Origin of the sequence: Dyadobacter chenwenxiniae, assembly GCF_022869785.1 — a bacterium.
Classification (GTDB): domain Bacteria; phylum Bacteroidota; class Bacteroidia; order Cytophagales; family Spirosomataceae; genus Dyadobacter; species Dyadobacter chenwenxiniae.
This window is the reverse complement of record NZ_CP094997.1, coordinates 2,927,275-2,954,198: the sequence shown is the minus strand read 5'-3', so window position 1 is coordinate 2,954,198 and position 26,924 is coordinate 2,927,275. Positions and strand designations below refer to the sequence as shown.

The following is a 26,924-nucleotide window of genomic DNA, read 5'->3' as shown; positions in this document are numbered from 1 at the left end:
TAAGGTCTGGTCATCTATTTAAAATGACCAGACCATGTTACCAAACATTCCATATACACAACACAAGCGGGTAGTGATCGTAGGCGCGGGCTTTGGCGGACTTGCATTGGCAAGGGAAATTGCCAAGCGTGAGGACTTGCAAGTCGTGCTGATTGACCGCAATAATTACCACCAGTTTCAGCCGTTGTTCTATCAGGTGGCAATGGCCGGCCTTGAACCAAGCTCCATTTCTTTTCCGCTCCGGAAAATCTTTCAATCCAAAAAGAACGTACATATACGCATCACCGAGGTGCACAATGTGAATCCCGACCGCAAATCCATCACCACGGATTTGGGCGAAATTACTTACGACTATCTGGTAATCGCGACGGGTGCCGTTACCAATTATTTTGGAATGAAGGAAATTGAAGAAAGGGCAATCCCGATGAAAACGGTTTCCGAGGCATTGGCTTTGAGAAACAGAATATTACAAAATTTCGAGGATGCCCTTTCTGTGGATTCGGAAGAGGAGCGCGCCGGGTTAATGAGTGTGGTGGTGGTCGGCGGCGGTCCTACCGGGGTCGAATTGTCGGGAACGCTGGCGGAGATGAAGCATTTTATTTTACCAAAGGATTACCCTGAAATGGATTTCAAAACCATGGAGATCCATTTACTCGAAGGTTCAAAGGAACTTTTGGGTGCGATGTCAGACGAATCGTCTCAAAGATCGAGGGAATACCTTGAAAAAATGGGCGTGCACATTCATACAGAGCAAGTTGTAACTGGTTTTGATGGGAAATATGTGACTACGAAGCAAGGAATGCGGATTCGGGCTGATAACTTGGTTTGGGCCGCGGGGATTAAGGCAAATCCTTTGAATGGTTTGAATCCTGAGTTGATTGTTCGTGGCGGGCGCATTAAAGTGGATCAGTACAATCGCGTCCAGGGTTTTGAAGAAATTTTTGCGCTGGGCGATGTGGCAGCGATGCAGGAGGGTGAATGGGAAAATGGCCATCCGCAACTGGCTCAGCCGGCAATTCAGCAGGGTAAGGCGCTCGCCCGGAATGTATGGCGTGTCATGGATGGCAAGAAAGCGGTGCCATTTAAGTATAAAGATCTGGGTTCCATGGCCACAGTAGGCCGGAACAGGGCAGTTGTAGACTTGCCTTTTATCAAATTCCAAGGTTTCATGGCCTGGCTGACGTGGATGTTCGTCCATTTGATTTCCATAGTGGGCGTGAAGAACCGTTTGCTTATTTTGATCAACTGGGTTTGGAACTACGCTACGTATGACCAGTCATTGCGCTTGATCCTGAGGCCAAAAACGATAGAGCAAATATCCAATAAGAATGAGAAGAACGAAGAAGCCGTGAAACAGGAAGCCTGACGGCCCAGCAAGATCCCGGGACTACTGACTGCCAGCCATCCATAATTTGATATCGCCTTTCCTAAGCCGGATTGGATCATTCGTTAGGTTTTCATTATATTCGTGTGCTATTTATGCCAGCTTTACGTTATACATTAATGTAATAAACATTTGAAAAATGAAACTCGTATTTAATATAATCCTCATATTCCTGCTTCTGATCGCATTTGTTCCGTTTTTTAGAAGATTTATTTTCCACTTGCTTGTAGGCCGCCAGCTCATTAAAGAACAGGAAAGGCAATACAAGGCCCAGCAGCAACGCCAACGTCCCAATGCGGGTGTGAAAGTGGATAATACGCCGCCGGATGTTAATCAGTCGTCCCGTTTCCGAGGCGGTGAGTATGTGGATTATGAAGAAGTGAAGTAAAATTTTCTGTTTAAATATATAAAAGCGAAAGCCGGCACATTTGTGTCGGCTTTCGCTTTTATATACAAAGAATGTAAACTAGCGGCTCAGATATAGATTCCGCTCGCCGTAAATTTTTTGGAAGAAATCATCCTGCAAGTCATCGATGAAATAAATAGCTTCCCCGGTTGACTTCATTTCCGGCCCAAGTTCCTTATTTACATTCGGGAATTTGTTGAAAGAGAATACCGGGATTTTAATCGCCCAGCCTTTTTTCACAGGATTAAATGTGAAGTCTTTCAATTTCTTAGTGCCCAGCATCAACTTCGTTGCATAATTTACATAAGGTTCTTGATAAGCCTTGCAAATAAACGGAACGGTGCGGGAAGCTCTTGGATTTGCCTCGATCACGTAAACAATGCCATTCTTAATAGCGAACTGCACATTGATCAATCCGATCACATTCATTGCCAACGCAATTTTCCGCGTATGCTCTTCAATCTGGCGTATTTCGTCCGCTGTCAGATCGAATGGCGGAAGTGCGGCGTGCGAATCACCGGAGTGAATCCCGGCGGGTTCGATATGCTCCATAACCCCGATAATGTAAGCGTCTTCACCGTCGCAGATGGCGTCTGCTTCCGCTTCCAAAGCCCCTTCAAGGAAATGGTCAAGCAAAATATTGTTATCCGGAATATCATGCAGGATTTTAACCACATGCTGCTCCATTTCTTTTTCATTGATCACAATTTTCATGCTCTGTCCACCCAAAACGTAACTTGGGCGAACCAGAAGCGGGAAACCGAGCGTGCGGGACAATTCAACTGCAGCATCCGAGGTCCTTACCGTTCCGAATTTAGGGAATGGTATTTCAAGGTCTTCCAAAAGGGAAGAGAAGCGCCCGCGATCTTCGGCCCAGTCGAGTGAATGGTAACTGGTGCCAATGATCTTAATGCCGTATTTTTCAAGCTTTTCTGCCATTTTAAGGGCAGTTTGTCCGCCAAGCTGAACAATTACGCCTTCGGGTTTTTCATGTTCGATGATGTCGAAGACATGCTCCCAGAAAACAGGCTCAAAATACAGTTTATCCGCAATGTCCGGATCGGTTGAAACTGTTTCCGGGTTACAGTTGATCATAATGGTCTCGTAACCTTCTTCCTTCGCAGCCAAAACCCCGTGAACGCATGAGTAGTCAAACTCAATTCCCTGTCCGATCCGGTTTGGACCAGAACCCAGCACAACCACTTTTTTGCGGTCGCTGACAATGGATTCGTTGTCGGGATATTCCTGGGAAGTGTTGAATGTGGAGTAATAGTAAGGTGTTTTTGCTTCAAATTCAGCTGCGCAGGTGTCAACGCACTTGTATACGCGCTTAATACCTAGCTCCTTACGCTTGTCGTAGACTTTGCTTTCTTTTGTGCCGATCAAATGGGCGATCTGGCGATCTGCGTAGCCTTTTTGTTTTGCAGTGAGCAGAAGTTCCTTCGGTAGATCGCTAAGGTCAAATTTTTCTATCTCGTGTTCCAGCTCGATTAATTCTTCGATCTGACGCAGGAACCAGGAATCAATTTGGGTGAGGCTTTGAATGGTTTTGAATGATAAACCAATTTTGAAAGCATCATATATGTGGAAAAGGCGATCCCAGCTCGGATGTTTCAGGCTGTGTTTGATGGCTTCCTGATCACGAAGCTCGCGACCATCCGCTCCCAAACCGTTTCTTCTGATTTCCAGTGACTGACATGCTTTTTGCAGCGCTTCCTGGAAATTCCGGCCAATGCCCATCGCTTCTCCAACCGATTTCATTTGAAGTCCCAAAGAACGGTCAGCACCTTTGAATTTATCAAAGTTCCAACGCGGCACTTTTACGATCACATAGTCGATCGAAGGCTCGAAGAAAGCCGAAGTGCTTCCAGTGATTGGGTTAATCAGCTCGTCCAGGTTATAGCCAATGGCCATTTTTGCAGCGATTTTCGCAATTGGATAACCGGTTGCTTTGGATGCCAGCGCAGAAGAGCGTGAAACACGCGGATTAATTTCAATGGCAATGATCTGATCATTGGCAGGGTTTACTGAAAACTGAACATTACAGCCACCCGCAAACTTTCCGATCCCGTCCATCATCTTGATTGCCAGGTCGCGCATTTGCTGGTAAAGCGTATCCGGAAGCGTCATCGCCGGCGCAACTGTAATGCTGTCACCTGTATGCACGCCCATCGGGTCAAAGTTCTCAATGGAGCAGATGATGATGAAATTGCCTTTATTATCTCGCAAGAGCTCTAATTCGTATTCTTTCCAGCCCATTGCGCTTTGTTCAACCAAAACTTCGTGGACCGGCGAGGCATGCAATCCATTGTTCAATGCTTTGTCGAAATCCTCTTCTCTTTCAACAAAACCGCCTCCTGTTCCTCCTAATGTATAGGAAGGGCGGATCACAAGCGGAAAACCGATTTCCTGCGCAATTTCTTTTCCTTCCAAAAACGATCTTGCCGTGCGGCCTTTGCAGACATTCACATCGAGTTCAAGCATTTTCAACCTGAACTTCTCCCGATCCTCCGTCGTTTCAATGGCCTTAATGTCGACTCCGATGAGATCCACATTATACTTTTTCCAAATCCCGGCTTTATCGCAATCAATGGCAAGGTTTAACGCGGTTTGTCCGCCCATTGTAGGAAGCACTGCATCGATAGGCTTGCCCATCGCTTTGTGTTTTTCCAGGATTTCAACGATATATTTCTTTTCCAATGGAAGCAGGTAAACATGATCTGCACTGATCGGGTCAGTCATGATCGTGGCGGGGTTGGAGTTGATCAACACAACTTCTATCCCTTCTTCGCGCAGCGAACGGGCAGCCTGAGAACCGGCATAGTCAAATTCGCATGCCTGACCGATGATAATTGGACCTGAACCGATAATTAGAACGGAATTGATATTCGTATTTTTGGGCACAGTAATAGGTAATTTGTAGAAATGAGGAAAACTTTTTAACAACTTTTGGCAGAATTGCCTGTTAATCTCAGCAGGGGTACGTCCAAAAATTCCACAAAGTTAATTCACATATCTGAAAAAAAAGAAAGGATAGCGGAAATTACTGTTATTTTTTGAAGCTGAGATTTTAAGAGACTTATTATCAGTTAAATGCAATTATTGAAGCGGTGCTATGGCAGGTGCGGAAATGTCGAAATCCCTCAATCTCAACGGGACATTGCCATCTACTCCAAACCTGAATACCGATGTGTTTCCCGGAATATTCGGATAATATCCAACGCGTAGTTGCAATGTATTAAATGTCAGGTTTTCGTTTCTTAGCCGCAAACCAAGCCCATAACCCTGGTACAACGGACTTTTCCAGATCGATTCCGCGCCATTCACCAGGCCGATATCTGCAAAAACAAAATAGGCGATACGAAAGCCCAACAAACTTTTATCCGAAAAAAAGACTGTTTCCGTCCCCAGCGTAAGCCGGGTTGTGCCGATCAGCTGCTCGCTGTTAATGCCCCGGATTCCCTGGTCGCCGCTGATATTCAGATAATCCAGCGGGTCCCTGTTCACCCCCCGCGTATAACGCCCTGTGAAAAACTGGCGGAAAAAGCTGTATCGGAAAGGGATCAGGTTGCTGATGTAGTTGAGCTGCGCACTGATGACGCCTTGCTGCGTCTTGGCTTCTTTAATGTATGAGCCAATGTTAAGAAGACCATACATATACCCAAGATTATGCGGCAGATATTTTCCGGTTGCATATTGCAGACCTGCATAACCTCTCGCGCCAAATTCAGTATCTTCCCGGCCGGCGGTCAATGCAAACAGGTGACCGACAGGAACGTCCTCCGTCCGTCCGAAACCATAGATCAAGACGTCCCGTTTGTAATTACGGTTGGAATACCCTAGACTAAGCAGCGTTGCGCTTTTATTCCAATACACTTTATTGATATAGGGTGAAACCTCCGGGCGTTCAAGAAAGTTAAATTTGTTATGGCGGGCCGCAATAACGATGCGAGAATTTTCCGCCAGACGGCTTGCGGGAAACGGAAATTTGAATGACCGGCCAAGCCAGATATCGTAGTAATTAAATCTGGTAGGGAAAATGATCGGCTCCTCGGTGTCGCTGGGATTCCGCTTTATTTGCCTTACCATGCGCTTACCGGCCTCCACGGAACCGGCGTATTTCGTTTCGTTGGTTAAAAAGCTGCGGAAGAAACGGATAGACTGTTCTTCGAGATCCCGCTCGTAAATGAAGCTTCCCTGTCCTGTAATGAATGTTTTGCCAATGTACGGAACTGTATAAATAGTCCGGAACTGGAATTTTTTGCCATAAATATCCTTGCTATCCCAGCGGACGCGTGTAAGCTGCGAATGCGTTGTTCCGCGTACGTTTACATTTTCAACACCGAGATTGAATTTGTTGAATGAATTGAATCCGCCCCTGAAATTCAATGACCAGGAATCCTGAACGAGCACAATCACGTCGGCCATCCAGGTCACATCTTTTCGCGGAACGACAATGATACGCGCATCGGTGATTGTCCTGTTGGCCCGCAGCAGACGCTCATTGTCTCTTAGCACTTTGGCCTGGATGTCATCACCTTCGGAAAACAGCAGAAATGATTTTCGTATGATGCTTTCCCGCGTATTCGTGTGCAGATTTTTACTTAGAAATTTTTCGAGCCGCTTTCCTTCACGTGTCGTATCATAAACAGACTCGCCCAGGATATCCAGCTGCCGGATATGGATTTTCCGGATCACCATGCCTTCATAGGGCGTGAACGGATTGGTTTCGATCTCCTTCACCTCCGTCACCTTGCCCTGGTTGTAAACATCTCTGAACAACAGCCTGTATACCGCACGCGAAAACTTGGTTTTCGACATCCTTGCTTTCAGGTTTGTGTAGCGTAAGCTATCTCTGCTGTACACTTCCAGGCTGTCGGGATTCTGGGCCGAAGCATAAGTGGATAGCAGCAAAAACAGCAGGATATATCTAAGCATGTGCACTTTTATTCCAAATCAACAGACTTAACGATAACGTACGTATGATAGATATAACAAGATGCTGTAAGCCTAATTTTTAAAGTTTAAATGCAGAATGAGTATTAATTACCAGCGTCCAGAATAGCTTTTATTGTCTTTTCGGTTGTGCTGGGCGCCGATGCATTTTTAGTTGCAAATTTGCCGTTGGGCCTGATGATTGAAAAAGTCGCTGCATCCAGCGGGTTCAGGCGAAAGAGCAGGTCCATCATTTGATTCGCGTCCATGAACAAATGTGTTCCTTTAAGCTTGTGACGCACAATGTATTGCTTCAATAATGTTTCGGAAGGGACAGCTTCATCACCCGATAAATGAACAAACAGAAACACAACATCCTCAGGGACACTGGCCTGAAGCGCCGGAATATATTCAAGCTCTTCGCGGCTTCTGGCATCATCCAGATTCCATTTTATAAGATAAACCGTTTTGCCTTTGTATTTGTCCAAAACACGATTGAACCAGCTTGTGCCCCGGTCATTGGATGCTGCCAGAAAATAGCCGGGCAGTGCCTCGGTAGGATCTGTTTTTAGATCTTTAAACTCAACAATCTTGCGAATGTCAGCGCTGTCTTTTACTTCAAGCCGTACAATCTCATCCAGCGACTCGCGAAAAGCGGGATATCCGCTTCTGGACTGAATGTGCTTATTGAGAAGGAGTTGCTGTTTGTAAGTATACTTATATAGATTTTTAGTCAGGTAACGCACTTTGAGAAATTCAGTTGCCGTGCTGTCGAAAAGATCCGTATAGATGCGGCTTTCCCGTTCGTAATTGAACAGGATATTGAGCACCATTTCGTTTTTTGCAAAAAGCTTATTCAGGAAATCCAGCTCTGCTTTTTCAGCCAGACCATTTGCTGTAATGTTATCCAGACGCTGTTTCTCCTCATCGGTCAGGTTTCCAGCATTGTTTTTGATCAATGTCGCCATCAGCCGGACGGGCAGCGAATTGGTTTTGCTTGGGTTGGTATACTTGCGTTCCTCCACTTTCAGATCGGCATAATTGCCAAACCGGTTTGCCCAGATAACGCGCTGACCTGTGAGAGGCGGCTCAGACAGTCGTTTGAGACTGTCCAGCAGCGCTTTGCTTACGTCCGTTTGGTTGCTTAATGCATGTTCATACAAAATCTGCATTTGCTCTTCATCTGTAATGGACTTTGCCCATTGCATTAGTGCAGGTGAAGGGACGTTATTATTTGCAGCTTCTTTGACGGCCGAGAGTCGCAGTGTTGCGCGTTGCTGTGCCATTTCACGGGCAGCGGAGGCACTGTTTTCCCAAAAATTTTTGAAAAAATTAGCCCCAAGATAACTGTTGGCCGTCAGCAGCTTATTTTCAACCGCCAAATATTGGGCATACTGATTGTTTGCATCAGCATTCACTCCTGAAAAATAGAAAAGTTTCGAAGCTTTGGCTAGCGAATCCCCATCGAATATTATTTCAACCGTTCCAGGAGAGCCCAGGAATGTTGTAAAAGCCTTTCCGCCATAATCAAGATAAAATTCTTCTTGTGGGAAAAGGATAGGAAGTGAAACCAGGAAACTGCCATCAGCCTCCAAAGGTGTCTGTTTGCTAAGCTCAGACTGCGGCTGTAACAGGTTGTTCCGGGAGAATGTAATGGCAGGTGCTTGCCTGTAAAGCCTGCCATTCAGGTTTAATATGCGTCCCTTAACGATCAGGGAATCAGTTGAAGCAAAAGAATATGTAAAAAAGCCTGAAAAGATGATCGCCAGACAGATGAAGCGCGTGCCCATACATTCGAAATTTATCATAATTAAACTTTAAGCCCTGTCCTCATTAGCAGGCAGTTGCTCAGAAACACCGTCTTCATAACGCACATAAATGCCGTGATAACGATCCTGGACGCTGAAATCTTTTCTCAACGGATGGCCTTCCCAATCCTCCGGCAGCAAAATCCTGCGCAAATCCGGATGACCCTTAAAATGTATGCCCATCAGATCATAAGCCTCTCTTTCATGCCAATCCGCTGTCCGCCAAATATTTGCGACAGATGCGACAACAGGCAATGGGGCACCTTCTGCGTTTCGCGGGAATATAATTTTCAGCATTAAATCATGACCAAATGGAATGGATGTGAGATTGTAAATAATTTCCATTGTTCCCAAGGTCGCACCATTATCAAGAGCGGTAAGACAAGCCAGATAGTCGAAAAACAAGCGGTTATCCCGGTATAAAAATTCGCAGATCTCGGCGATGCCATCAGCCGGAACAATCAAAACAGGCTGTGGCCCTTTGATATCCGTTTCCATCATTTTATCCGGGAAGTGCCTACTAACCAGCTCCGAAATTTCCTGAAAGGTCATTGTTTTGAATATTAATGTTAGGCAATTACGTTTTCGGTGGCTTCCATTTCAAGAAAAAGCGCTGGTGCAAGCGGGTGCTCGCCTTTGATCTTCTCCTGCAACTTCATAAAACCACCGATTAATGCCTCCGGACGCGGCGGGCAACCAGGAACGTATACATCTACCGGTATAATCCTGTCGACACCCTTAACCACATGATAGCCATGTTCCCAATAAGGTCCGCCACAATTTGAGCAGCTGCCCATCGAGATCACATAGCGCGGTTCAGGCATTTGCTCATACAATCTCCTAATCCGGTCGGCCATTTTGAATGTCACAGTTCCTGCCACAATCATTACATCCGACTGGCGCGGAGAAGGCCGGGGGAGGATGCCAAAACGCTCCAAATCGTAATTAGAAGCATACGCAGCCATCATTTCAATGGCGCAGCAGGCTAATCCAAAGCCCATTGGCCAGAGAGAAGACAATCTCGCCCAGTTCATCAGATCCTCCGCATTCGTCAGAATAATGCCGCCGTCCCCCGTTTTTATTTTCTCACTCATGCTAATTTTCCTTCCTGAATTCCCGTGGTACAGATATTGCTTGCTAAGCCATATCAATGTATACAAAAGTAACCATATTTAGTAAAAATCTGTTTCCAGCTTTCGTGAGGAAGCTATTCAAAAACAAAACTGTATGAAAAACAAATTACTTTTTAGCACCATTTTAGCCATGTCGTTCCTCAGTTTTGCACACGCGCAAACTGACAGCACCGTGCGTATGTTCAAGAGCGGTATGGCCATCTACGCCGAATTCGGACTGCTCCCCAATAACAAAGCCATGCGGGAACAGCTTGACAGACTGCAAATTAAGCCATTCACCTCCTTTATGGGGTCCATCGTCCTCGCCAAACGGACGGAATCGCAACGTTGGTTTTCCGAAGGCCGGATCATTATTATGAACAGCACCAATTATACAAAGGATAAAGATTTAAGAAAAGCATATCTCAACGGCATCGGGATAGGAACGGACGGCGGGCCGAAAATCGTCAATAACCGCCGCTGGAATGTGTTGATTCCCATTGGTTTCGACCTGATGCTGTATCAATTAAAGATCAAAAGCAATCAAACCGCAACCATCAGTCAGGTGGCTCAAAATCCGCAATCCTACCAGCCTGTCAGGCTTCGCACCGGCAACATTAACTTTCATGCGGGTATAGGGGCGGACTATAAGATGAATGTGTTGCCCAAATGGCACGATCAGGTCTATCTGAGTGGAAAGGCTTCCTATCATTTGCCTGTGCTGGGACGCAGGAAGTGGAAAGGGGAGGATGTCACGATCAGCGATTTGTCGTCGCTCAAACTAAACCAAATTTATTTTCAGCTGGGCCTGGTATTTTTTCCGAAGAAAGATGCCAAAAAGTGGAGTGGAATGGGAATGCATAAGTAATCTAATCTTCCTTCTTCCTAAGATCGGCCAGCTGGTTTTCCAGCATTTTAATGTAATGATCTCTTTCTTCAATCGCCTTGATAAGAGCCGATTGCTTTCCCTCAGTATTCGCCGATGACTCGCGGATCTGAGGGATTTTTTGTTTTTTAACCTCAGAAATCAGCTCGTCTACGGTCACTTCCAATATTTCCGCAAACCTTTTGAGCTGGTTAATCGACGGCCTGGTTTTGCCTCTCTCGATGTCGGAGTAATTGGGCTGTGACATCCCGCTCAGAAACGCCATATAAACTTGGGTAAGCCGTTTTTCTTCGCGTTTTGCGAGCAGGTTACTGGCAATGATATTCATGATAGTGTGTTGAATGTATGGATAAGCCGGAAGGTATCTGAGTCGCAAAGTCAATAATTTTTCCATTTCAATCAAGCCAAAAAATTCAATTATAAGCCACGGTTATATTTTATAAGTAACAGCGATTAACTTATAAGCACAGCCTGTTGGATTGAAGTTTCATGACAACGCATCTTTGCATTACATCTCGCAGCCGCTCGAATTAATGCGGTAGGAAGGGTGGGACTAAACACATGCTAATGCTTATGAAGATGTTATTGTTACCAGGTAAATTGCTAGTTCTCTGTTGTATTGCAGCGTGGTTTTTTGTTCAATGTAGAAGGGATGAGCCTCTAAAAGATCCTGATCCTAAACCCGAAAACGGACATGATGCGTTAATAATCTCTTTGAATGAAGCCAGAGAAGTAGCATCCTTTTCGGTGGAAACTGCAACAATCCGAAAGGTGAAAACTATAATGGAAATTTGCACGTGATAACTGGTATTAGACCTTAAAGCTAACATTATGAAACCATTAAGAGACTTCTGCATGATTTGTTTATCAATTCTCCTGTCAGCTGGGGCGTGCGAATCTGATGATGGCTGGGTTGCAGGAGGGCCAATTACGATGTTCCTCATGGGAACTTGGAATCTGGAAAAAGTTGTAACACCAACAGGCTCATTTAGCGGCACCCAGATAGGCTACAAGGAAATCCTGGTAAGTGGCCACGAGGTTGATGACGAGGTTGAACGGGTTTACCGCAACGATACCCTATTTGCTAAACATATTTGGACACGAGTACCCGGGACAACTGCGAAAACAAAGGATATGACCGTTATGGTTACGTATAGGGGCAGTGGGCTCAAACGCTTCTACAAAATTCGCAGGGCGCTCGGAGAGCCAACTGTCCTCGAAGCATCGGCTTATTTGCCAGAGTTGGGAGGAGCAGCCGATACATTGAAGTTCTTTTACAAGCAAGTCTTGTAAAAACTTCACCACAAAAAATTATAGGTAAAGACTTTCAACCCAACCCGATGTCTTCAAAACAGCACGGCTTGAAAGTGCGATCGAACACATGCTAATGTTTATGAAAACAATACATTTTTCCTGCTTATGTTTAGGGTTACTCGCCCTACTATTACTGAATAGTTGCTCCAAAAATGAAGTAACGGATCCGCTACACAAAGATCTAACGGTTGCGAAAAATCGATTTTTTCTTAGTCAGAGCGAAGCCGTAAAACTCACTTCGGATGATGCCCTTGCAGCGCTCGACAGGAATGCGCGAACATTGGAAAGAGGGGAGAAGGTTATCAAAGATGTCAGAAGCTTTTATAATGAGGATGGAGCAATTGTCTTTTATATTGTTAATTATGAGGATGATAAAGGTTTTACCTTATTATCTGCTGACCGAAGAATGAAGCCTATCCTTGCATTTTCAGATAACGGCATCTTCGATGAGAAAACAGAAAATCCCGGCATTCAAATGTGGTTTGATATTATCAAGGAGAATTTCAGAGGAGCCCAGACAATCAGAAGCACATATTGATATTGTCAACTATTGGAAGCAGCTGGAACAAACGCCAGATGGAGGCAGAACCAGCGAAAAACCCGTGTACACGCCGGAAGAAAGCTGCGAGTGGTTCGTAACGCATCCCATTCCACCGAACTTGACGATCCAACATTTGACTGATAATCTGTCGCTTTGGCGACAAGACGAGGGATATAATTCATTTTGTCCTGATGGAATATCGGCGTTGAATTGCAAAGGAAAGTATGAGTGCGGAAAAGCTCCAACAGGGATGCGGGCCCGTTGCCGTTGCGCAGGTGTTGAAATATCATCATAAGCCTGTTACGATAAATGGTCGTGCATACTCTGCTGCGACTCTAAACGCGATGCCAAGGATTGCGCCGGATGTATGTGTACCCGTTAATGCCAATCACATAAATTTAGTTCAGCTTTTGCGAGACACAGGTAAAGATTTGGATGCGGTATATAATACGATTGTGCCAGCCCTAGGAATTCCCATGTCAGGGGCTGGTTGTCAAACTTGGAACATTCCAGGCCACATTGACAATTTCTTTTCAAATCGTGGATATACTTCGTTCGATAAAGAGTTTTTTACAAATTCAGGCATCATAAATTCAGAATTGCGCGCCAGCAGACCAGTCATAGTATTTGGCTCGAATTGCGCTGCTTGTGCACCAAATCAGCATATTTGGGTTATGGATGGAATTCAGGATCATTTCGCAATTTTTAATGATCAAAATGGTTTTTGTTACGAAAATCATTCGATTTACTATCAAATGAACTGGGGATGGCAAAATCAAAATGAAAATAATGGGTGGTTTTCTTACACCGGTATCACAGGCTCCGGCATCCTGTATAATAGTTCAAACATGAGAGCTTACATAATTCAACCTTAAATAAAACAAGATGAAGACTTTTTTGTTAATGTTTTACATCAATCTAATGATAGGCTGCTATCAACAAAACCTAGGTCCCAAGGGCAATGTCGTGCAAGACGGGAGCGAGGGTTACTGGAAACTGACGAACTACAAGGTCAAGAGCAATTCTGTGGCTTTATCAAATGTTCCTAATATGTTCCTTTTGCAAACGAGGCAGGAGGTAATGCAAAAGGATAGCCTGGAAGTGCCGATATACAGTAAAGGCATGCCTTATATTATATTCTCGTTTTACGATAATACAATAGGCAACGTCTCCTCAGTTCAGGCAATTCAATATGATCATGAATACAACAAAAAGTCAGAGCAAAGTAAGTTTTGGTATAGGATTGATCAGGAGTCAGGCTTTCTGACAATCCTCGATGTTAAGCCTGATAACAGGAAAACAACGCGCATCGAAGTGAGCAATGTCATAAAAAGTGCAGCTTATAATGCCGCGTCGGATTCAGTGAGATACATCTACGAACCCACGGAAAAATTCAAATAGTGATTTACGCACATTCAAAGTTTATAAGCAAGCGGATAGACCGAAAATGAGAACTTTCCTGCAAATCACTTCTTCCCATACTTCTCATTTACACGATTATACAGATCCGTTGGCACAGGAGAATCAATTACAGGAACCTGTGGTTTTGGTCTTACCCAATCGAGGTAGCCTTTGCCCCAGGCGTATGCTAGGCCGAGGATGAGGATACCGATGAAAACGGTCATTTCGGCAAGGGCAAACCAGCCCCATTGGCCGTTGGTTTGATTAATGAGATCTTCATTTCCAAAAACGATGGCCCAGGGAAAGAGAAAAAGAAGCTCGACTTCGAATAAAACAAATATCAATGCGATCACGTAAAAACGGACGTTGAATTGAATATTCGCATTGCCTAGCGGATCTTCGCCGGATTCGTATGTAGTTAGTTTTTCTTCGTTCGGATGATGGGGGCGCAAGAATTTGGCAATGGTCAGCATCACGCCCAGCAAGACAATCGCAGCAATGATAAAGAGTAAAATGTAACCAAAATCAGAGATCATAATCCGGGACTCGTTTGCGCAAAGCTACTGATTTTAGCGTCTTGACGACGTTCTTTGAATGGAAAACCTTTGAGATAGGGTGAAATTAAAGATTGATAAACACCCAATAGTAGCTGGTTTAAAAACTCAGCCAAATGGTCCGCACACTTAACCCAATGACCAATGCACCAATGATGAGCATCAATGGCTTCCGCTTTATCTTCCCTACCAGCATGGCACCAAAAGGCGCAGCGATAACACCTCCGATAATGAGACCTGAAACAACTTGCCAGCTGCTTACTCCCGTAAAAATGAGGAAAGTAATACCGCTTGCAAAGGCAATCACGAATTCAGCGGCATTAACCGAACCAATGGTGTAACGGGGATCGCGGCCCTGGCCAAGCAATGTTGAGGTTACGATCGGTCCCCAGCCTCCGCCGCCAATGGAATCCAAAAAGCCGCCCGCCGCTGCAAGAATGCCGATTTTCTTGGTTTTATTTTTGACCAAATTCTTTTGCAGCGCTTTTTTGATAATAATCAAACCGAGAACAAGCATATAAGCCGCAATGTATGGCTTAATAAAATTACCATCAATAACGTCGGAAAGCAGATATGCACCAGTGATTGCGCCTAACACGCCAGGGATCAGAAGGCTTTTGAATAGTTTCTTGTTGATGTTCTTGTAGCGAAAATGCGAAATCGCCGAAGCGCCGGTTGTGAACATTTCTGCAACGTGAACGCTTGTGCTGCTAATCGCAGGTGGCACCCCCAGGCTAAGCAGAAAAGATGTTGAAGTCACCCCATAAGCCATACCTAATGCTCCGTCAACGACCTGCGCAGCTAATCCTACCAGCAGATACAATGCAAAATCGCTTCCGATAAATGCATTTACATCCTTCTGACTAACCGATAAAGAGCCATTAAAAATGAATACCGCAGATAAAAGGAGCACAATTGCCGCAGGAATGATATACCAGGCAGAAATGGAAGGAAGTTTAAGCGAAAGCACTTTTGTAAGCATTACTGTTGGGTTTTAAACTCTCCATGAAACAGGAAGTTACAAAAGTAGTAAAACTATTTAATCTACATAATTAATAGATTATTAAAATTTCGGCAGAGTTTTAGTTTACCAAATGATTTTAAGAAGCGAAACACCTTGTGCAGGCAGGTCGAAATTTAGCTTGATTTTCTCATGCTCAACATTCACCCACTGTGGCGAAGTCAGTGTTTGCAGCTGACCGGCGCTTTCCAAAGTAGCGATCTGTTCAGCTGTTGGCTTTTGCGGTGAACCCATCTTCTTCCATACTTCATAAGCATTGCTATGTTCCTGATCAATCCGGTAATGTTGCACCTGAACCCGTTTTGCCTTCACACCATCGAGCTGAATCGTAACAGGTGATGCTGCAACAATTTTGTTGTCGTCATGATAATTCCAAACCATTATAGCCGCTTCCCGGTCATTTTTTGTAGCAAATGCGTTGATATCGCGCTCACCGCGCACGCTTTCTTTTTTCAGCTTTTCAAAATTATAAGCCAGATTTTGCTTCACTTCAACGCGGTTTCCATCCATCATGCCGAACATTCTGAACACATTTAAAACGGGCTTATCGACGCCGTTCGTTGCTAAATCACGAAAGCCCCTGAACCAGGGCTGATCCTCAAATTCAAAAGCCCAGGTCACCGCACCCAGTAAATTTACGCCACGCGCGTCGGCCAGTTCATGCTTCCGGGCAAACGACGCCGCCGTGTAACTGGAATACATAGTCCCATTTCGATAAGCATTCTGAGGATGAAGGTCTTCGGAGCAAGCTGCGCAGCCTTCCGGATCGGATTCTCCGATGATAATGGGCAGATTTTTTAGGCTGGGATAAGAAGCGACGATTTCAAAACCTTTGTCAATGTCACGCAGCTGCGTGCCCATATCCATGCGTACAATGCCATCCACAACTTTGGGATTGCCTTTTGCATGGAAAGTAATGAAGTCCAGCGGCGAGCCGGTTTTGCCCGTCACATAGTTTTTGCCGCTTACAACGTGATCCAGAAAAGTCCTGAAAAATTTCGCAGAAACATCCCAATTTGGTCCTGTAACTTCCGGCCCTCCGATTTTTGCAGTTGGCAATGCCCGTTTGACAGCATCGGCAGAGTAATCGTAGAGTTTAATGTATTCCTCGGTTGTGCCTTTCCAGTAACTAATGTTGGGTTCATTCCAAAGCTCCCAATACCACGTTTCCACTTCTGCTTTCCCGTATCGCTCAATGGAATGTTTCACCCATTGGAACACGAGTTCGGCAAATTTTTCATAATTATTCGGCGGATAGGCCCAGCCTGTGTAAATGTCGTTGTAATTATCGCCGGGCTTCCAAAAGTGCCTGTATGGTTGCGGCTTAGAAGACAATGCTTCGGGCATAAAACCAATTTGGGCAATTGGCTTCATGCCTCTTTCAATGTATGTGTCAAAAATCTTGTCAACAATTTTCCAGTCGTAAACCGGATTGCCTTTTTTGTCTTCCGTATAAACATTGGTCGAGCCCCACTTCAATGCCGCAACGCCATCGCCCGTAACGAACATGCTGTGCGCCCGCACATAAACCGGAACTTTACTCAACTGCGAAATCTCCGTCAGCAATTTCTGGCCATCCTTCATATAAGTATAGTTTGGCTCGTCGTAACCAAACCAGGCCCAGATCGGCTTCGCCGGGCCTTTCCCGACATTCAGATTGACTTCAATGGTGACCGGCTTTTGCGCTTCATTCTGTGCATTGACGGGTTGTGATATGAATATGACAAAGGTCAGGAGAATGTAGCGCAATGTATTTTTGATTGTCATGAATGCTTCTGGTAAATGGACAGAAATGAAAGTTAAATGATGCCGGTTAAAAAATCAGTATAGTTGTCCCGGTTAACCCAGTTCGTTTTGGCTTCGGGGTACGCTTCAACGAAAGCCTTAGGAAACTTCACTTTACTGTCATTCCACTTGAATTCATAGGCACTAAGCTGATCATTTTGTAATTCCAGCCAATCCAGTTCCTGCTGATCGTACGTTCGCCAAAAATAAGTGTACGGAAATGCACGCGTATAAGTGTTATACTTCACGCGTTCAGAGGCAAGGTAATTTTCCCAAAGTGCACCAACGTACTGGCGTAGTGAAGCTTGTTAATTCATTGAATCAATTCAACGAATTTAGCTAAATTGGTTGAATGAACTCAATGAATTAACGAAAATTGAGTCATTTTAGCTACTTTACTAAGGATGATCACCAATTCCCAGCCCAGAAACTTGCCCCATCAAACCCACTCTGAGCAAGCAGTTTTGCGGCTTGGGCGCTTCTTTTTCCGGTTTGGCAATAGAAGACGATGGTTTTGTTAGGGGGTAATGTTGGAAGGATGTCGGGGATTTCGGATAGGGGAATGTTGATGCCTCCGAAATTGTCGGCTTCATATTCGTTGTATTCCCTGACATCGACGAGGTGGATTTGGCCGGGGTAGGAGGCTTCAATCCGCTCGAACTCTTCGTATTTCATTTCTTTTAATTCAATTTGCGGCTCGTTTTGGTTTGGCTTCTTTTCTTGTTTTTGAGCGGGTGCAGTTTGTTCAGATCTGGAAAATTTGAAAATGCTGGTTGCATTTGTTAATGCATTCATAACCAGTAGCTTTCCTGACAATGGCTCGCCGATTTCGCAGATAATTTTAATCGCCTCGTTGGCCATGTAAGTGCCAATCATTCCGGGTAAAATGCCGATCACGCCAGCCTCGGCGCAATTATCGCCCTCTTCGGCATCGGGGAAAAGGCAGCGGTAAGTTGGGCCGCCTTTGTAATTGAAGACTGAAACCTGTCCTTCGAAACGCAGTATGGAGCCAAAAACCGATGGTTTATCCAATTCAACGCAGGCGTCATTGACCAGATAGCGCGTCGGGAAATTGTCTGAGCCGTCGATCACGAGGTCGTATTCAGCGACGATTTCGGCAACATTATCTTCTTGTAAGCGAACTGGGTGGGGAGTTAGTTTGACAAATGGATTTTGAGCATTTAACCTTTCAATGGCAGCCAGGACTTTGCTTTTTCCAATGTCGGCTGTGGTGTAAAGAATTTGCCGGTGCAAGTTGGTCATGTCCACAACGTCATCGTCCACAATCCCAATATTCCCGACGCCCCCGGCCACAAGATATTGCAGCACCGGACATCCCAAGCCGCCCGCACCAACGACCAGCACTTTTGCGGCTTTCAGCCTTTCCTGGCCAATATGTCCCATTTCCGGCAGCAAAATTTGTCTGCTATAACGTTTGCGTTCCTGTTGCTCAAACATATTTATCCCATTTCTTTATTGCACAAAAATCTGGTCCCAATCCTTCCAAACCGGCTCGTAACCCCTTTCCCGGATCATTTCGGCAATCTGAACCGGACTGCGCTCGTCCGAAATTTCGAACTGTTCCAGCGACCCCGGTTCAACCGCATAGCCGCCCGGATTCGTTTTGGAACCCGCACTGATGGACGTAACGCCCAATTGAATGCAATGATCCCGAAATTGCTCGGATTCACGCGTCGAAAGTGAAATTTCCACCTCCTCGTTCATGATCCGGTAAGCGCAAATCAGCTGTACAAGCTCCCTGTCGGTCATTTCAACCTTCGGTTCCAGTCCGCCGGAAAATGGCCGCAATCTTGGAAACGATAAACTATAACGCGTTTGCCAATAGGTTCGTTCGAGATATTGCAGGTGTGCTGCTGTAAAAAAGCTATCCGTGCGCCAATCTTCAAGCCCTATTAAAACACCCAGTCCCATTTTATGGATTCCGGCTTGTCCGAGCCTGTCCGGCGTTTCCAGGCGATAATTGAAGTTTGATTTTTTCCCTTTCGGATGGTGCTTTTTGTAATCTTCCTTGTGATATGTTTCCTGGTAAATTAAAACAGAATAGAGCCCCAGCCCGATCAATTCCTCATATTCTGCGGTTTCCAAGGGCTGAACTTCCATTGAAATCTGCGAAAAATAGGGTCGTATCAATTGGATCACTTCCTTGAAATAAGCTGTATGCACCGTCTGGTTTGCCTCGCCCGTAACCAGCAAAACGTGATCGTAACCAAGCGATTTAATCACCTTCACCTCACGCAAAATTTCCTCGCGTGAAAGCGTTTTTCTTCGCACTTTATTATCCAGACTAAACCCGCAATAAGTGCAAATGTTGGTGCATTCATTGGATAAATACAACGGAATGTACATTTGCATGGTTTTGCCAAACCGCTTTTGGGTCAGTTTGCGGCTGAGCTGCGCCATGGGTTCCAGGAAACTTGAGGCCGCCGGGGAGATAAGCGCTTTGAAATCTTCTAATGTTCGTTTTTGGGCTAGCAGCGCCTTTTGCACATCATGGGGCGTTTTGGAATAAATGCTGGCCTTCACTTCTTCCCAATCGTATGCCTCAAACTTTTCTTTAAAGCTCATAATCTAAAAATGCGGTTAACGGACTGCTGGGCACAGCATGATTTTCCTGATTTGCCAATCTTGCCTCAAAAGCCATGCGCCCGGCAATGACAGCCATTTTAAATGCTTCCGCCATCGCCACCGGATCCCCCGCGACAGCAATGGCCGTGTTCACCAAAACCGCATCAGCACCGATTTCCATTGCTTTTGCAGCATCCGAAGGCGAGCCTATTCCAGCGTCCACGATTACGGGAACATTACTTTGCTCAATGATTATTTCCAAAAAATCAATCGTTTTCAAACCCTTGTTGCTGCCAATCGGAGCGCCAAGGGGCATTACTGCTGCGACGCCCACTTCTTCCAATCTTTTACACAAAACCGGGTCCGCGTGAATGTAAGGCAAGATTACGAATCCCAATTTTGCCAATTCCTCCGCAGCTTTCAGCGTTTCAATGGGATCGGGCAGGAGATATTTTGGATCGGGATGAATTTCGAGTTTGAGCCAGTTGGTTTCCAGAGCTTCCCTTGCCAACTGCGCTGCAAAAACCGCCTCCTTGGCCGTTCTTACCCCCGAAGTGTTGGGCAAAAGATGGATATGCGGGTGTTTTAAATGTAAAAGCATATCATCGTGCGCATCATTCATGTCAACGCGGCGTAGCGCAACAGTCACCAGTTCCGAGCCGGAAGCCAGCAGCGATTCTTCCATTAATGCGGCGGAACTGAACTTGCCCGTCCCGGTAAAAAGCCGCGATCCAAATGTTTTATCTGCGATTTTTAACATAATAATTTGTCGAGTTTTTGGACTGTTTCTTTCCTGTCTTGGGATTGGATTAATGCAGAGGACATGGCGACGCCATGGATGCCGGTCGTCATCAATGTCGGAACGTCGCCCGGCAAAATCCCTCCGATGGCAATGATCGGAATGTTTATTTTTTGTTCAGATAGTTTTTGCATTAAGTCAAGATAACCCTCCAATCCCAGAATCGGACTCAGATTTTGCTTGGTTCTGGTAAATCGAAACGGCCCCAATCCAATGTAATCCGCGCCTTCGCTGATGCGTAAAAGAATGTCTTCGAATTTATTGGCAGTGCCACCAATGGTCATGTTTTTCCCAACTATTTTCCGGGCTTCGGGGATGGGCATGTCATTTAAACCGAGATGCAAGCCATATGCATCAACTGCCTTTGCAATGTTAGGGAAGTCGTTGATAATCAGCTTAGCGGCATAGCTGTCGCAAAGCGCTTTGGCAGCATGGGCTAATTCAAGTACATCATTTTCGGGCTGATCCTTCACCCGCAACTGGATCCATTTGCACCCAGCTTGAAGTGCCAGGCCAATGCTGTCCAAATGGCTCATTTCCAATGTTTGATTAGAAATGAAATGAAGCCTTTCAATTTTCTTTGTATTCGAATTTGCAGCTGAATCCAGATCCTGATCCAAATTTTCATTTTTCAATTTCTTTAATTGCCGGGGGCTTAAGCCCCCGGCAATTAAAGAAATTGAAAAATGAAATTCTGAATACCAGATTGCTCCTAACATGGCTGCGCCGTCAAAGTTCATTGTCTTTATCATGTGCAAATTTGACCGCTTGATTCCTCCGATCGCGATGACCTTGACTGCTTTTTTTTCCTCTTCTAGATAAAAATCATCAGTAATAGCACGCTGATAGCCTGTTTTTGAAATGCTGTCGAAAACGGGTCCGAAGAATGTGTAATCGAAAGCTTTGGAAAGCCCGTCAAGCTCATCAATGTCATGAATAGAAGTGCTGAGCTTGAAGCCAGCATTTTCAAACTTTTCCATCATGAATTCCGGCGTCTCCTTTCGCAATTTTTCAGGAAAATGAAGCCTGGTAATCCCGTATTGCGCTGCAAGCTCGTGATGCGAATGCAAGGCAATTTTGGAATAAAAATCAGGGTTAATATCTCCTATCAGCCGGTTCAAATCTGCCACATTACAACCCGGTTTTCTGATGTGCAGGCGCAGCAAACCATCCCGGAAAAGCGCATTGATCCGCTCGGCTTCATTGGGGATAAATTCAGGATGCGATATCGCGATCAGTTCCATGTTATAAGTAAATCTGACCGCCCAGACTGGCAAATTCCCTCGATTTTTCCTCCATGCCTTCCGCAATTGCCTCTTCATTCAGCCCATTTTCCTCCGCGTAGTCACGCACGTCCTGCGTAATTTTCATCGAGCAGAAGTTGGGTCCGCACATGGAGCAGAAATGCGCAATTTTAGCGCCCTCTGCGGGCAATGTTTCGTCATGAAATGATTTGGCGGTTTCGGGATCAAGCGACAGGTTAAACTGATCTTCCCAGCGAAATTCGAAACGCGCTTTGCTCAATGCATTGTCGCGATATTGCGCGCCGGGATGTCCTTTGGCAAGATCCGCAGCGTGCGCAGCGATTTTGTAAGTTATTACGCCATCCTTTACATCCTTTTTATTGGGCAATCCCAAATGTTCCTTCGGTGTCACATAACAAAGCATCGCCGTCCCGAACCAGCCGATCATTGCGGCACCAATCGCTGATGTAATGTGGTCATAACCAGGTGCAATGTCGGTTGTTAAGGGTCCTAATGTATAAAATGGCGCTTCCTGGCAATGTTCCAGCTGCTTTTCCATATTTTCTTTGATCAAATGCATGGGCACGTGGCCAGGACCTTCGATAATTGTCTGGACATCGTGTTTCCAGGCGATTTTCGTCAGTTCACCCAATGTTTCCAGTTCCGAAAATTGTGCAGCATCATTGGCATCGGCAATGCAACCGGGCCGCAATCCATCGCCAAGTGAAAACGCGACGTCGTAAGCCTTCATAATTTCGCAGATTTTTTCAAAATGCGTGTAAAGGAAATTTTCCTTATGATGCGCCAGACACCATTTGGCCATGATAGAACCGCCTCTCGAAACAATTCCGGTGATCCTTTTGGCAGTAAGCGGAATGTAGCGAAGCAACACCCCGGCATGAATCGTGAAATAATCTACACCTTGTTCAGCCTGTTCAATAAGCGTATCACGGAATAGCTCCCAGGTCAGATCTTCGGCTTTTCCATTCACTTTTTCCAGAGCCTGATAAATCGGAACAGTTCCGATAGGAACCGGCGAATTACGAATAATCCACTCGCGGGTTTCGTGAATGTTCTTGCCTGTGGAAAGGTCCATGATAGTGTCCGCGCCCCAGCGGCAAGCCCAGACGGCTTTTTCAACTTCTTCTTCAATGGTGGATGACACCGCAGAGTTGCCAATGTTGGCATTGATCTTGACCAAAAAGTTGCGTCCAATGATCATCGGCTCGCTTTCCGGGTGGTTAATGTTGACGGGAATCACCGCACGGCCAGCTGCCACTTCCGAGCGCACAAATTCCGGCGTAATGAAATTAACCGGCGTATTGGCTCCAAAACTATGACCGCGATGCTGATGCGCAAGCGAGCTCGCCTTACCATTCAATTCTAATAAATTTTCCTGAATCCGCTGATTCTCGCGGATCGCAATGTATTCCATTTCAGCGGTGATAATGCCTTTTTTAGCATAATGCAACTGGGAAACATTAGCACCCGCTCTGGCACGTAATGGCTTGGTAATGTGTGCAAAACGCAATGCGTTAAGTGACGGATCTGCAAGCCGCTGCTTGCCGTAATCAGAACTGATGCTATCCAATTGCTCCACATCCTGCCGCGCCTTTATCCATTCTGACCGCAATGCAGGCAGTCCTTTTTTAACATCGATTTCCACATTCGGATCGGTAAAAGGGCCGCTCGTATCGTAAACGGTGACCGGCGCGTTTTTTTCTACCTGACCAGCTTTCCCGTGCAAACGCGTGTCGGTCAATGCAATTTCCCGCATAGCCACAGACACATTATACAGGTTGCCTTTTACGTAAATTTTCCGGGAATTTGGAAACGGGTCTGTGGTCACACTGCCGCTTTGTGGCGTTTTCTCAGTTTTCATAAAATGTTGGATTAAGGATAAACAAATGGGGAAGAATGGAGGCTAGCCGCCTTGGGTAGCGGTGATCAGCATCACGCGGTCATACGGCTGCAATGCGTGACCGGCCCATGCCATTTTCGGAATAACAGACTGGTTTACAGCGACTGCGACCCCTTTGATTTGATCAGGAAAAAGAGCAGAAAGTAGTTGCTGGACCGAGAGCGGTTCAGCAAATTCACGTGATTGACCGTTGACGATAATTTCCATTCTGAATTGTGTTTTTGAGAAAAACTTCAGGAATGGACCTTTTTTGGAAAGATACATTGAGATACAATAGCAGTATCTCTTACTTTTCCCTTCGGCAGTACTAACTGCATCAGGTTCAAAGGGTATTATCTCAGTCCGCATATCGGGACACCCCTAAAGTTTAGGCAAAGCTATTCCAAAAAATGTATTATCAAAAATAAACCAAAGAAAACAGTGCTGATTCCAGAATTGGAAGCACTTTTATTTTAAGAATTATCGGCTAACTTTAAGCTCATATTACCAATTATATCGAACCTACGTTATTTTGATGGATCTTATTATCAGAAGCGCTGCTCCTAAGGATTTGCCTTCCTTGTTAGAAATTATTAACCACGCCATTTTAAATACCACCGCCATTTACGATTACGAGCCGCGGAGTTTGGAAGAGCAGAAGGAATGGTTTGAAAAAATGTTCAATGATGGTATGCCTGTCATTGTTGCGGAAAGGGAAGGGAAAGTGATTGGTTATGGTTCCTATAACATCTTCCGTCCCAAAATCGGCTACAAATTTAGTGTCGAGCATTCCATTTATCTGGACGAAAAATCGAGAGGGCTGGGCGTAGGAGGGAAACTTTTAGGCAGTCTGATCCAGCGTGCAAGAGAATCCGGCCTCCACAGCATGATCGCCGGTATCGACGCAACCAACCGTGGCAGCATCGAATTTCACAAGAAATATGGTTTTGTAGAGAAAGGATATTTGAAGGAGGTGGGCTATAAATTTGACCAGTGGCTCGATCTGGTTTTTATGCAGTTGTTGTTGGAGGAGGATTGAGACTAGAGACTTGCTAAGTCTTAAGACTTAGCAAGTCTAGCTTTTTTCAATGCGCCCTTCCAGTCTCCACATAAGTCTCCTCGTCCCCGGTCGGTTTACCTTGCCACCAGGATGCTAATATGGAGCCGGTAATGTTCATTAAGGGACCGAAAATGGCCGGTGCGAGGCCGACGGTGGCCATTTTCCCCATTTCTTTTGCGATGCCTGAGGCGAGGCCTCCATTTTGCATGCCTACTTCTATGGCGATGGTGCGGCAGTCTCTTTCGCTCATTTTAAACAAGCGCCCTGACCAGTAACCCAGCGTGTAACCGGACAAGTTGTGAATAAGCACAAGTAGGAGCAATGTCGGTCCGATTGTGAGGAGGCTATCGCGGCCGGCGGCGGTGATGATGACAATGATGAATGCGATTCCGGCCATGGAAACGATTGGCATGGCGTCGTCCAGCCATTTCGCTTTGCCGCTGAAAAATTTATTGAATAACAGTCCTGCGCCGATTGGAATAATCACCATTTTGATAATGTCCCACATCATATGCAAGGTGTCAATTTGAACAAAAGCTCCTGCTAACGCGCTCATTAGCAACGGTGTTACGATAGGAGCAAGCATTGTAGAAATGGCGGTGATAGTAATCGACAATGCGAGATTTGCTTTGGCCAGATAAGAAATTACATTCGAAGCCATTCCGTTTGGGGAGCAGCCTATGAGGATAATCCCGGCTGCGATTTCGGGTGGGAAGCCGCTTAGGTTTGCCAATGTAAAACCAATCGTTGGCATAATAATAAAATGGCTTACTACGCCGATTAACACGCCTTTTGGCATTTTTACAACACCTACAAAATCGCCGAAGCTCATGGAAGTTCCCATGCCGAACATGATAATCTGGATCAGTGGGGTGATCAGTGCGGCTAGTTTAAAGCCGTTTACTGTCTGGAAATGCTGCGGAAAGTAAAGTGCAGTGGTTACTGCGGCAAAAATGACGGTTGTATAAGTAAAGCCTTTCAGCTTTTCAAAACCCCTGAAACTGACGGCCAGGGCGAGAAAAAATGCAATAAAGAAGGGACCGGCTTGCGGCAGGTTTCCGGAGAATGCGAGGAAAAGCGCAACGAGAAGACACAAACCTGCGACACCAGCGAGTAGCTTGTAAACATTCATATAATTGTGGTTATAATGCTATTGAAAAGAGAGCGCAAAGTGCCCTGGCACTTCCAAAAGAGGTTACCAGGTTCTTTTTTTCATGTATTCATCCAGCTCGGCGCGTTTCATTGGGATTTCTTTCGGGTTACCGTCGAGCCATTTCAGAAAGGCTTCTTTGAGCTGGTCGGTCCATTGGTTGTCGATCTGGCCTGGGGTGAATTTGCCTTCACGGAGCATTTGAAGCGCGAATTTGTCCCTTAATGTAAGGAATTCGGCGGTTAGGATCACTTTTTCGGCCATGTGCGCGGGAATGAAAATCACGCCTTCTTTTTTAGCCAAAACCACATCGCCCGGAAGCACAATGGCGCGGCCAATGCGAATGGGCGTGTTGATGCCGGTCAGGAAAACGTCTTTCAGAAAGGACGGGTCAAAATCTCTGACAAAAGCATTGAAACCTTGAATTTTGGAAAGTCCTTCGAGGTCGCGAACGGAAGCGTCGAAAACCACGCCATTGCCTGATTTGGTGAAAATGGAGGTTCCCAAATTGTCGCCGATCAATGTTCCGCTGGCGATTTTTCCAAAACCGTCTGCCACATAAACGTCACCTTTGGAAAGCTTGTCGATAGGCCAGGAATTGGTGTTTCCTAACATTCCATTCTTGTTGCCGCGGTCCTTTACAAGCTTTTCAACGTCCGGGCGGGAAGGCATAAATTGGGCTGTCAATGCGCGGCCAGTAATGACAATGTCATCTTTTAAAATCTTCCAGTTTCCGTCGAACTGGCAGTTATATCCTTCATTTTGAAGCACAACCCAGGCTTCTTCGATGGAGATATTTTTGGCGCGGGCGATGAGCTCGTCGGGCACTTTCGGGCGGCCGTCAGGAAAACGTTCGCCTTTCCATTCGGAGGTGAGGAAGATCAACTCTTCCTTGGGCATCATTTGCGCCTGGCTCGATTGCAGGCCGTTAAAATTGAGGGCTAAAAGGGCTATTAATCCAAAAAAATGTACTCTCATAATTGAAATGTAAAATTGCGGCAAATTAGTAGGTTAAAGATGCATCGAATGGTTTATCAT

General features: G+C 45.5%; 25 protein-coding genes, 1 pseudogene and 1 riboswitch. Of the genes and pseudogenes, 8 read left to right on the top strand and 18 right to left on the bottom strand.

Going from position 1 to position 26,924, the window contains the following annotated elements; genetic code table 11:
- Window positions 1–34 precede the first annotated feature (34 nt).
- Together MUK70_RS12525 and MUK70_RS12520 are read left to right on the top strand one after the other, a co-directional pair.
- Complete coding sequence (locus MUK70_RS12525) at window positions 35–1,366, top strand: NAD(P)/FAD-dependent oxidoreductase (RefSeq protein WP_234607535.1); 1,332 nt, start codon at window positions 35–37, stop codon at window positions 1,364–1,366.
- A gap of 157 nt (window positions 1,367–1,523) precedes the next feature.
- Entirely contained in the window at window positions 1,524–1,772 is a 249-nt protein-coding gene (locus tag MUK70_RS12520) for a DUF4834 family protein (RefSeq protein WP_234607534.1), read from the top strand.
- Between the two features lie 78 nt (window positions 1,773–1,850).
- Here MUK70_RS12520 and carB read toward each other — a convergent pair whose 3' ends face one another.
- The 5 genes from carB to nuoB form a co-directional block, all read right to left on the bottom strand.
- The gene (carB, locus tag MUK70_RS12515) at window positions 1,851–4,694 is read right to left on the bottom strand and encodes a carbamoyl-phosphate synthase large subunit (RefSeq protein ID WP_234652547.1); all 2,844 of its coding nucleotides are present in this window, start codon (window positions 4,692–4,694) and stop codon (window positions 1,851–1,853) included.
- Window positions 4,695–4,889: 195 nt separating this feature from the next.
- The gene (locus MUK70_RS12510; RefSeq protein WP_234652545.1) at window positions 4,890–6,728 is read right to left on the bottom strand and encodes a BamA/TamA family outer membrane protein; all 1,839 of its coding nucleotides are present in this window, start codon (window positions 6,726–6,728) and stop codon (window positions 4,890–4,892) included.
- Window positions 6,729–6,832: 104 nt separating this feature from the next.
- On the bottom strand, window positions 6,833–8,533 hold the full coding sequence (locus tag MUK70_RS12505) for a hypothetical protein (RefSeq protein ID WP_234652543.1): 1,701 nt from the start codon (window positions 8,531–8,533) through the stop codon (window positions 6,833–6,835).
- Between the two features lie 9 nt (window positions 8,534–8,542).
- Window positions 8,543–9,085 (bottom strand): NADH-quinone oxidoreductase subunit C, encoded by a 543-nt coding sequence (locus tag MUK70_RS12500; protein ID WP_234652541.1) that lies wholly within the window; start codon window positions 9,083–9,085, stop codon window positions 8,543–8,545.
- Window positions 9,086–9,102: 17 nt separating this feature from the next.
- The gene (nuoB, locus tag MUK70_RS12495) at window positions 9,103–9,627 is read right to left on the bottom strand and encodes an NADH-quinone oxidoreductase subunit NuoB (RefSeq protein WP_255715730.1); all 525 of its coding nucleotides are present in this window, start codon (window positions 9,625–9,627) and stop codon (window positions 9,103–9,105) included.
- A gap of 133 nt (window positions 9,628–9,760) precedes the next feature.
- On the opposite strand from nuoB, the gene MUK70_RS12490 reads away from it, so the two are divergent.
- Window positions 9,761–10,513: a hypothetical protein gene (locus MUK70_RS12490; RefSeq protein WP_234607529.1), complete on the top strand. Its 753-nt coding sequence runs from the start codon at window positions 9,761–9,763 to the stop codon at window positions 10,511–10,513.
- A 1-nt stretch (window position 10,514) separates the two neighbouring features.
- Here the strand turns inward: MUK70_RS12490 and MUK70_RS12485 are convergent, their stop codons facing one another.
- Window positions 10,515–10,859 carry a helix-turn-helix domain-containing protein gene (locus MUK70_RS12485; RefSeq protein ID WP_234652539.1) on the bottom strand — a complete coding sequence of 115 codons (345 nt, stop codon included), beginning with the start codon at window positions 10,857–10,859 and terminating at the stop codon, window positions 10,515–10,517.
- Between the two features lie 614 nt (window positions 10,860–11,473).
- Here MUK70_RS12485 and MUK70_RS12480 point away from each other — a divergent pair.
- The 4 genes from MUK70_RS12480 to MUK70_RS12465 all read left to right on the top strand — a co-directional run bounded on the left by MUK70_RS12480 (window position 11,474) and on the right by MUK70_RS12465 (window position 13,787).
- Window positions 11,474–11,824 (top strand): hypothetical protein, encoded by a 351-nt coding sequence (locus MUK70_RS12480; protein WP_234652537.1) that lies wholly within the window; start codon window positions 11,474–11,476, stop codon window positions 11,822–11,824.
- A 100-nt stretch (window positions 11,825–11,924) separates the two neighbouring features.
- Window positions 11,925–12,383 carry a Spi family protease inhibitor gene (locus tag MUK70_RS12475; RefSeq protein WP_244784823.1) on the top strand — a complete coding sequence of 153 codons (459 nt, stop codon included), beginning with the start codon at window positions 11,925–11,927 and terminating at the stop codon, window positions 12,381–12,383.
- A 227-nt stretch (window positions 12,384–12,610) separates the two neighbouring features.
- Complete coding sequence (locus tag MUK70_RS12470; RefSeq protein ID WP_244784821.1) at window positions 12,611–13,261, top strand: C10 family peptidase; 651 nt, start codon at window positions 12,611–12,613, stop codon at window positions 13,259–13,261.
- A 10-nt stretch (window positions 13,262–13,271) separates the two neighbouring features.
- Complete coding sequence (locus MUK70_RS12465; RefSeq protein WP_234652535.1) at window positions 13,272–13,787, top strand: hypothetical protein; 516 nt, start codon at window positions 13,272–13,274, stop codon at window positions 13,785–13,787.
- Between the two features lie 65 nt (window positions 13,788–13,852).
- On the opposite strand, the gene MUK70_RS12460 is transcribed toward MUK70_RS12465, so the two are convergent.
- The 10 genes and pseudogenes from MUK70_RS12460 to thiS form a co-directional block, all read right to left on the bottom strand.
- Complete coding sequence (locus tag MUK70_RS12460) at window positions 13,853–14,323, bottom strand: NADH-quinone oxidoreductase subunit A (RefSeq protein WP_234652532.1); 471 nt, start codon at window positions 14,321–14,323, stop codon at window positions 13,853–13,855.
- 118 nt (window positions 14,324–14,441) lie between these two features.
- The gene (locus MUK70_RS12455) at window positions 14,442–15,323 is read right to left on the bottom strand and encodes a sulfite exporter TauE/SafE family protein (RefSeq protein ID WP_234652520.1); all 882 of its coding nucleotides are present in this window, start codon (window positions 15,321–15,323) and stop codon (window positions 14,442–14,444) included.
- Window positions 15,324–15,428: 105 nt separating this feature from the next.
- Entirely contained in the window at window positions 15,429–17,129 is a 1,701-nt protein-coding gene (locus MUK70_RS12450; protein ID WP_234652508.1) for a GH39 family glycosyl hydrolase, read from the bottom strand.
- A 32-nt stretch (window positions 17,130–17,161) separates the two neighbouring features.
- Window positions 17,162–17,419, bottom strand: a pseudogene (locus MUK70_RS12445) (DUF4143 domain-containing protein); the annotation flags it as partial.
- Window positions 17,420–17,555: 136 nt separating this feature from the next.
- A complete protein-coding gene (moeB, locus tag MUK70_RS12440; protein ID WP_234652505.1) occupies window positions 17,556–18,605 on the bottom strand; it encodes a HesA/MoeB/ThiF family protein in 1,050 nt (349 codons plus the stop codon).
- Between the two features lie 15 nt (window positions 18,606–18,620).
- Window positions 18,621–19,733, bottom strand: coding sequence for a 2-iminoacetate synthase ThiH (gene thiH / locus MUK70_RS12435; RefSeq protein WP_234652503.1), 1,113 nt, complete (start codon window positions 19,731–19,733; stop codon window positions 18,621–18,623).
- A complete protein-coding gene (locus tag MUK70_RS12430) occupies window positions 19,723–20,493 on the bottom strand; it encodes a thiazole synthase (RefSeq protein WP_234652485.1) in 771 nt (256 codons plus the stop codon). Before MUK70_RS12430 ends, thiH begins: the two co-directional genes overlap by 11 nt.
- Entirely contained in the window at window positions 20,487–21,776 is a 1,290-nt protein-coding gene (locus MUK70_RS12425) for a thiamine phosphate synthase (protein ID WP_234652483.1), read from the bottom strand. The genes MUK70_RS12430 and MUK70_RS12425 overlap by 7 nt, the downstream gene beginning before the upstream one ends.
- Window position 21,777: 1 nt before the next feature.
- Complete coding sequence (gene thiC, locus MUK70_RS12420; RefSeq protein WP_234652481.1) at window positions 21,778–23,658, bottom strand: phosphomethylpyrimidine synthase ThiC; 1,881 nt, start codon at window positions 23,656–23,658, stop codon at window positions 21,778–21,780.
- Window positions 23,659–23,700: 42 nt separating this feature from the next.
- The gene (thiS, locus tag MUK70_RS12415) at window positions 23,701–23,904 is read right to left on the bottom strand and encodes a sulfur carrier protein ThiS (RefSeq protein ID WP_234607515.1); all 204 of its coding nucleotides are present in this window, start codon (window positions 23,902–23,904) and stop codon (window positions 23,701–23,703) included.
- Window positions 23,905–23,973: 69 nt separating this feature from the next.
- A riboswitch (TPP riboswitch) is annotated at window positions 23,974–24,069 on the bottom strand.
- Window positions 24,070–24,211: 142 nt separating this feature from the next.
- On the opposite strand from thiS, the gene MUK70_RS12410 reads away from it, so the two are divergent.
- On the top strand, window positions 24,212–24,715 hold the full coding sequence (locus MUK70_RS12410) for a GNAT family N-acetyltransferase (RefSeq protein WP_234607514.1): 504 nt from the start codon (window positions 24,212–24,214) through the stop codon (window positions 24,713–24,715).
- A 46-nt stretch (window positions 24,716–24,761) separates the two neighbouring features.
- Here MUK70_RS12410 and MUK70_RS12405 read toward each other — a convergent pair whose 3' ends face one another.
- Both MUK70_RS12405 and MUK70_RS12400 read right to left on the bottom strand, forming a co-directional pair.
- On the bottom strand, window positions 24,762–25,868 hold the full coding sequence (locus MUK70_RS12405) for a bile acid:sodium symporter family protein (RefSeq protein ID WP_234652479.1): 1,107 nt from the start codon (window positions 25,866–25,868) through the stop codon (window positions 24,762–24,764).
- A 63-nt stretch (window positions 25,869–25,931) separates the two neighbouring features.
- Window positions 25,932–26,864 carry an RraA family protein gene (locus MUK70_RS12400; RefSeq protein ID WP_234652478.1) on the bottom strand — a complete coding sequence of 311 codons (933 nt, stop codon included), beginning with the start codon at window positions 26,862–26,864 and terminating at the stop codon, window positions 25,932–25,934.
- Between the last annotated feature and the right edge of the window lie 60 nt (window positions 26,865–26,924).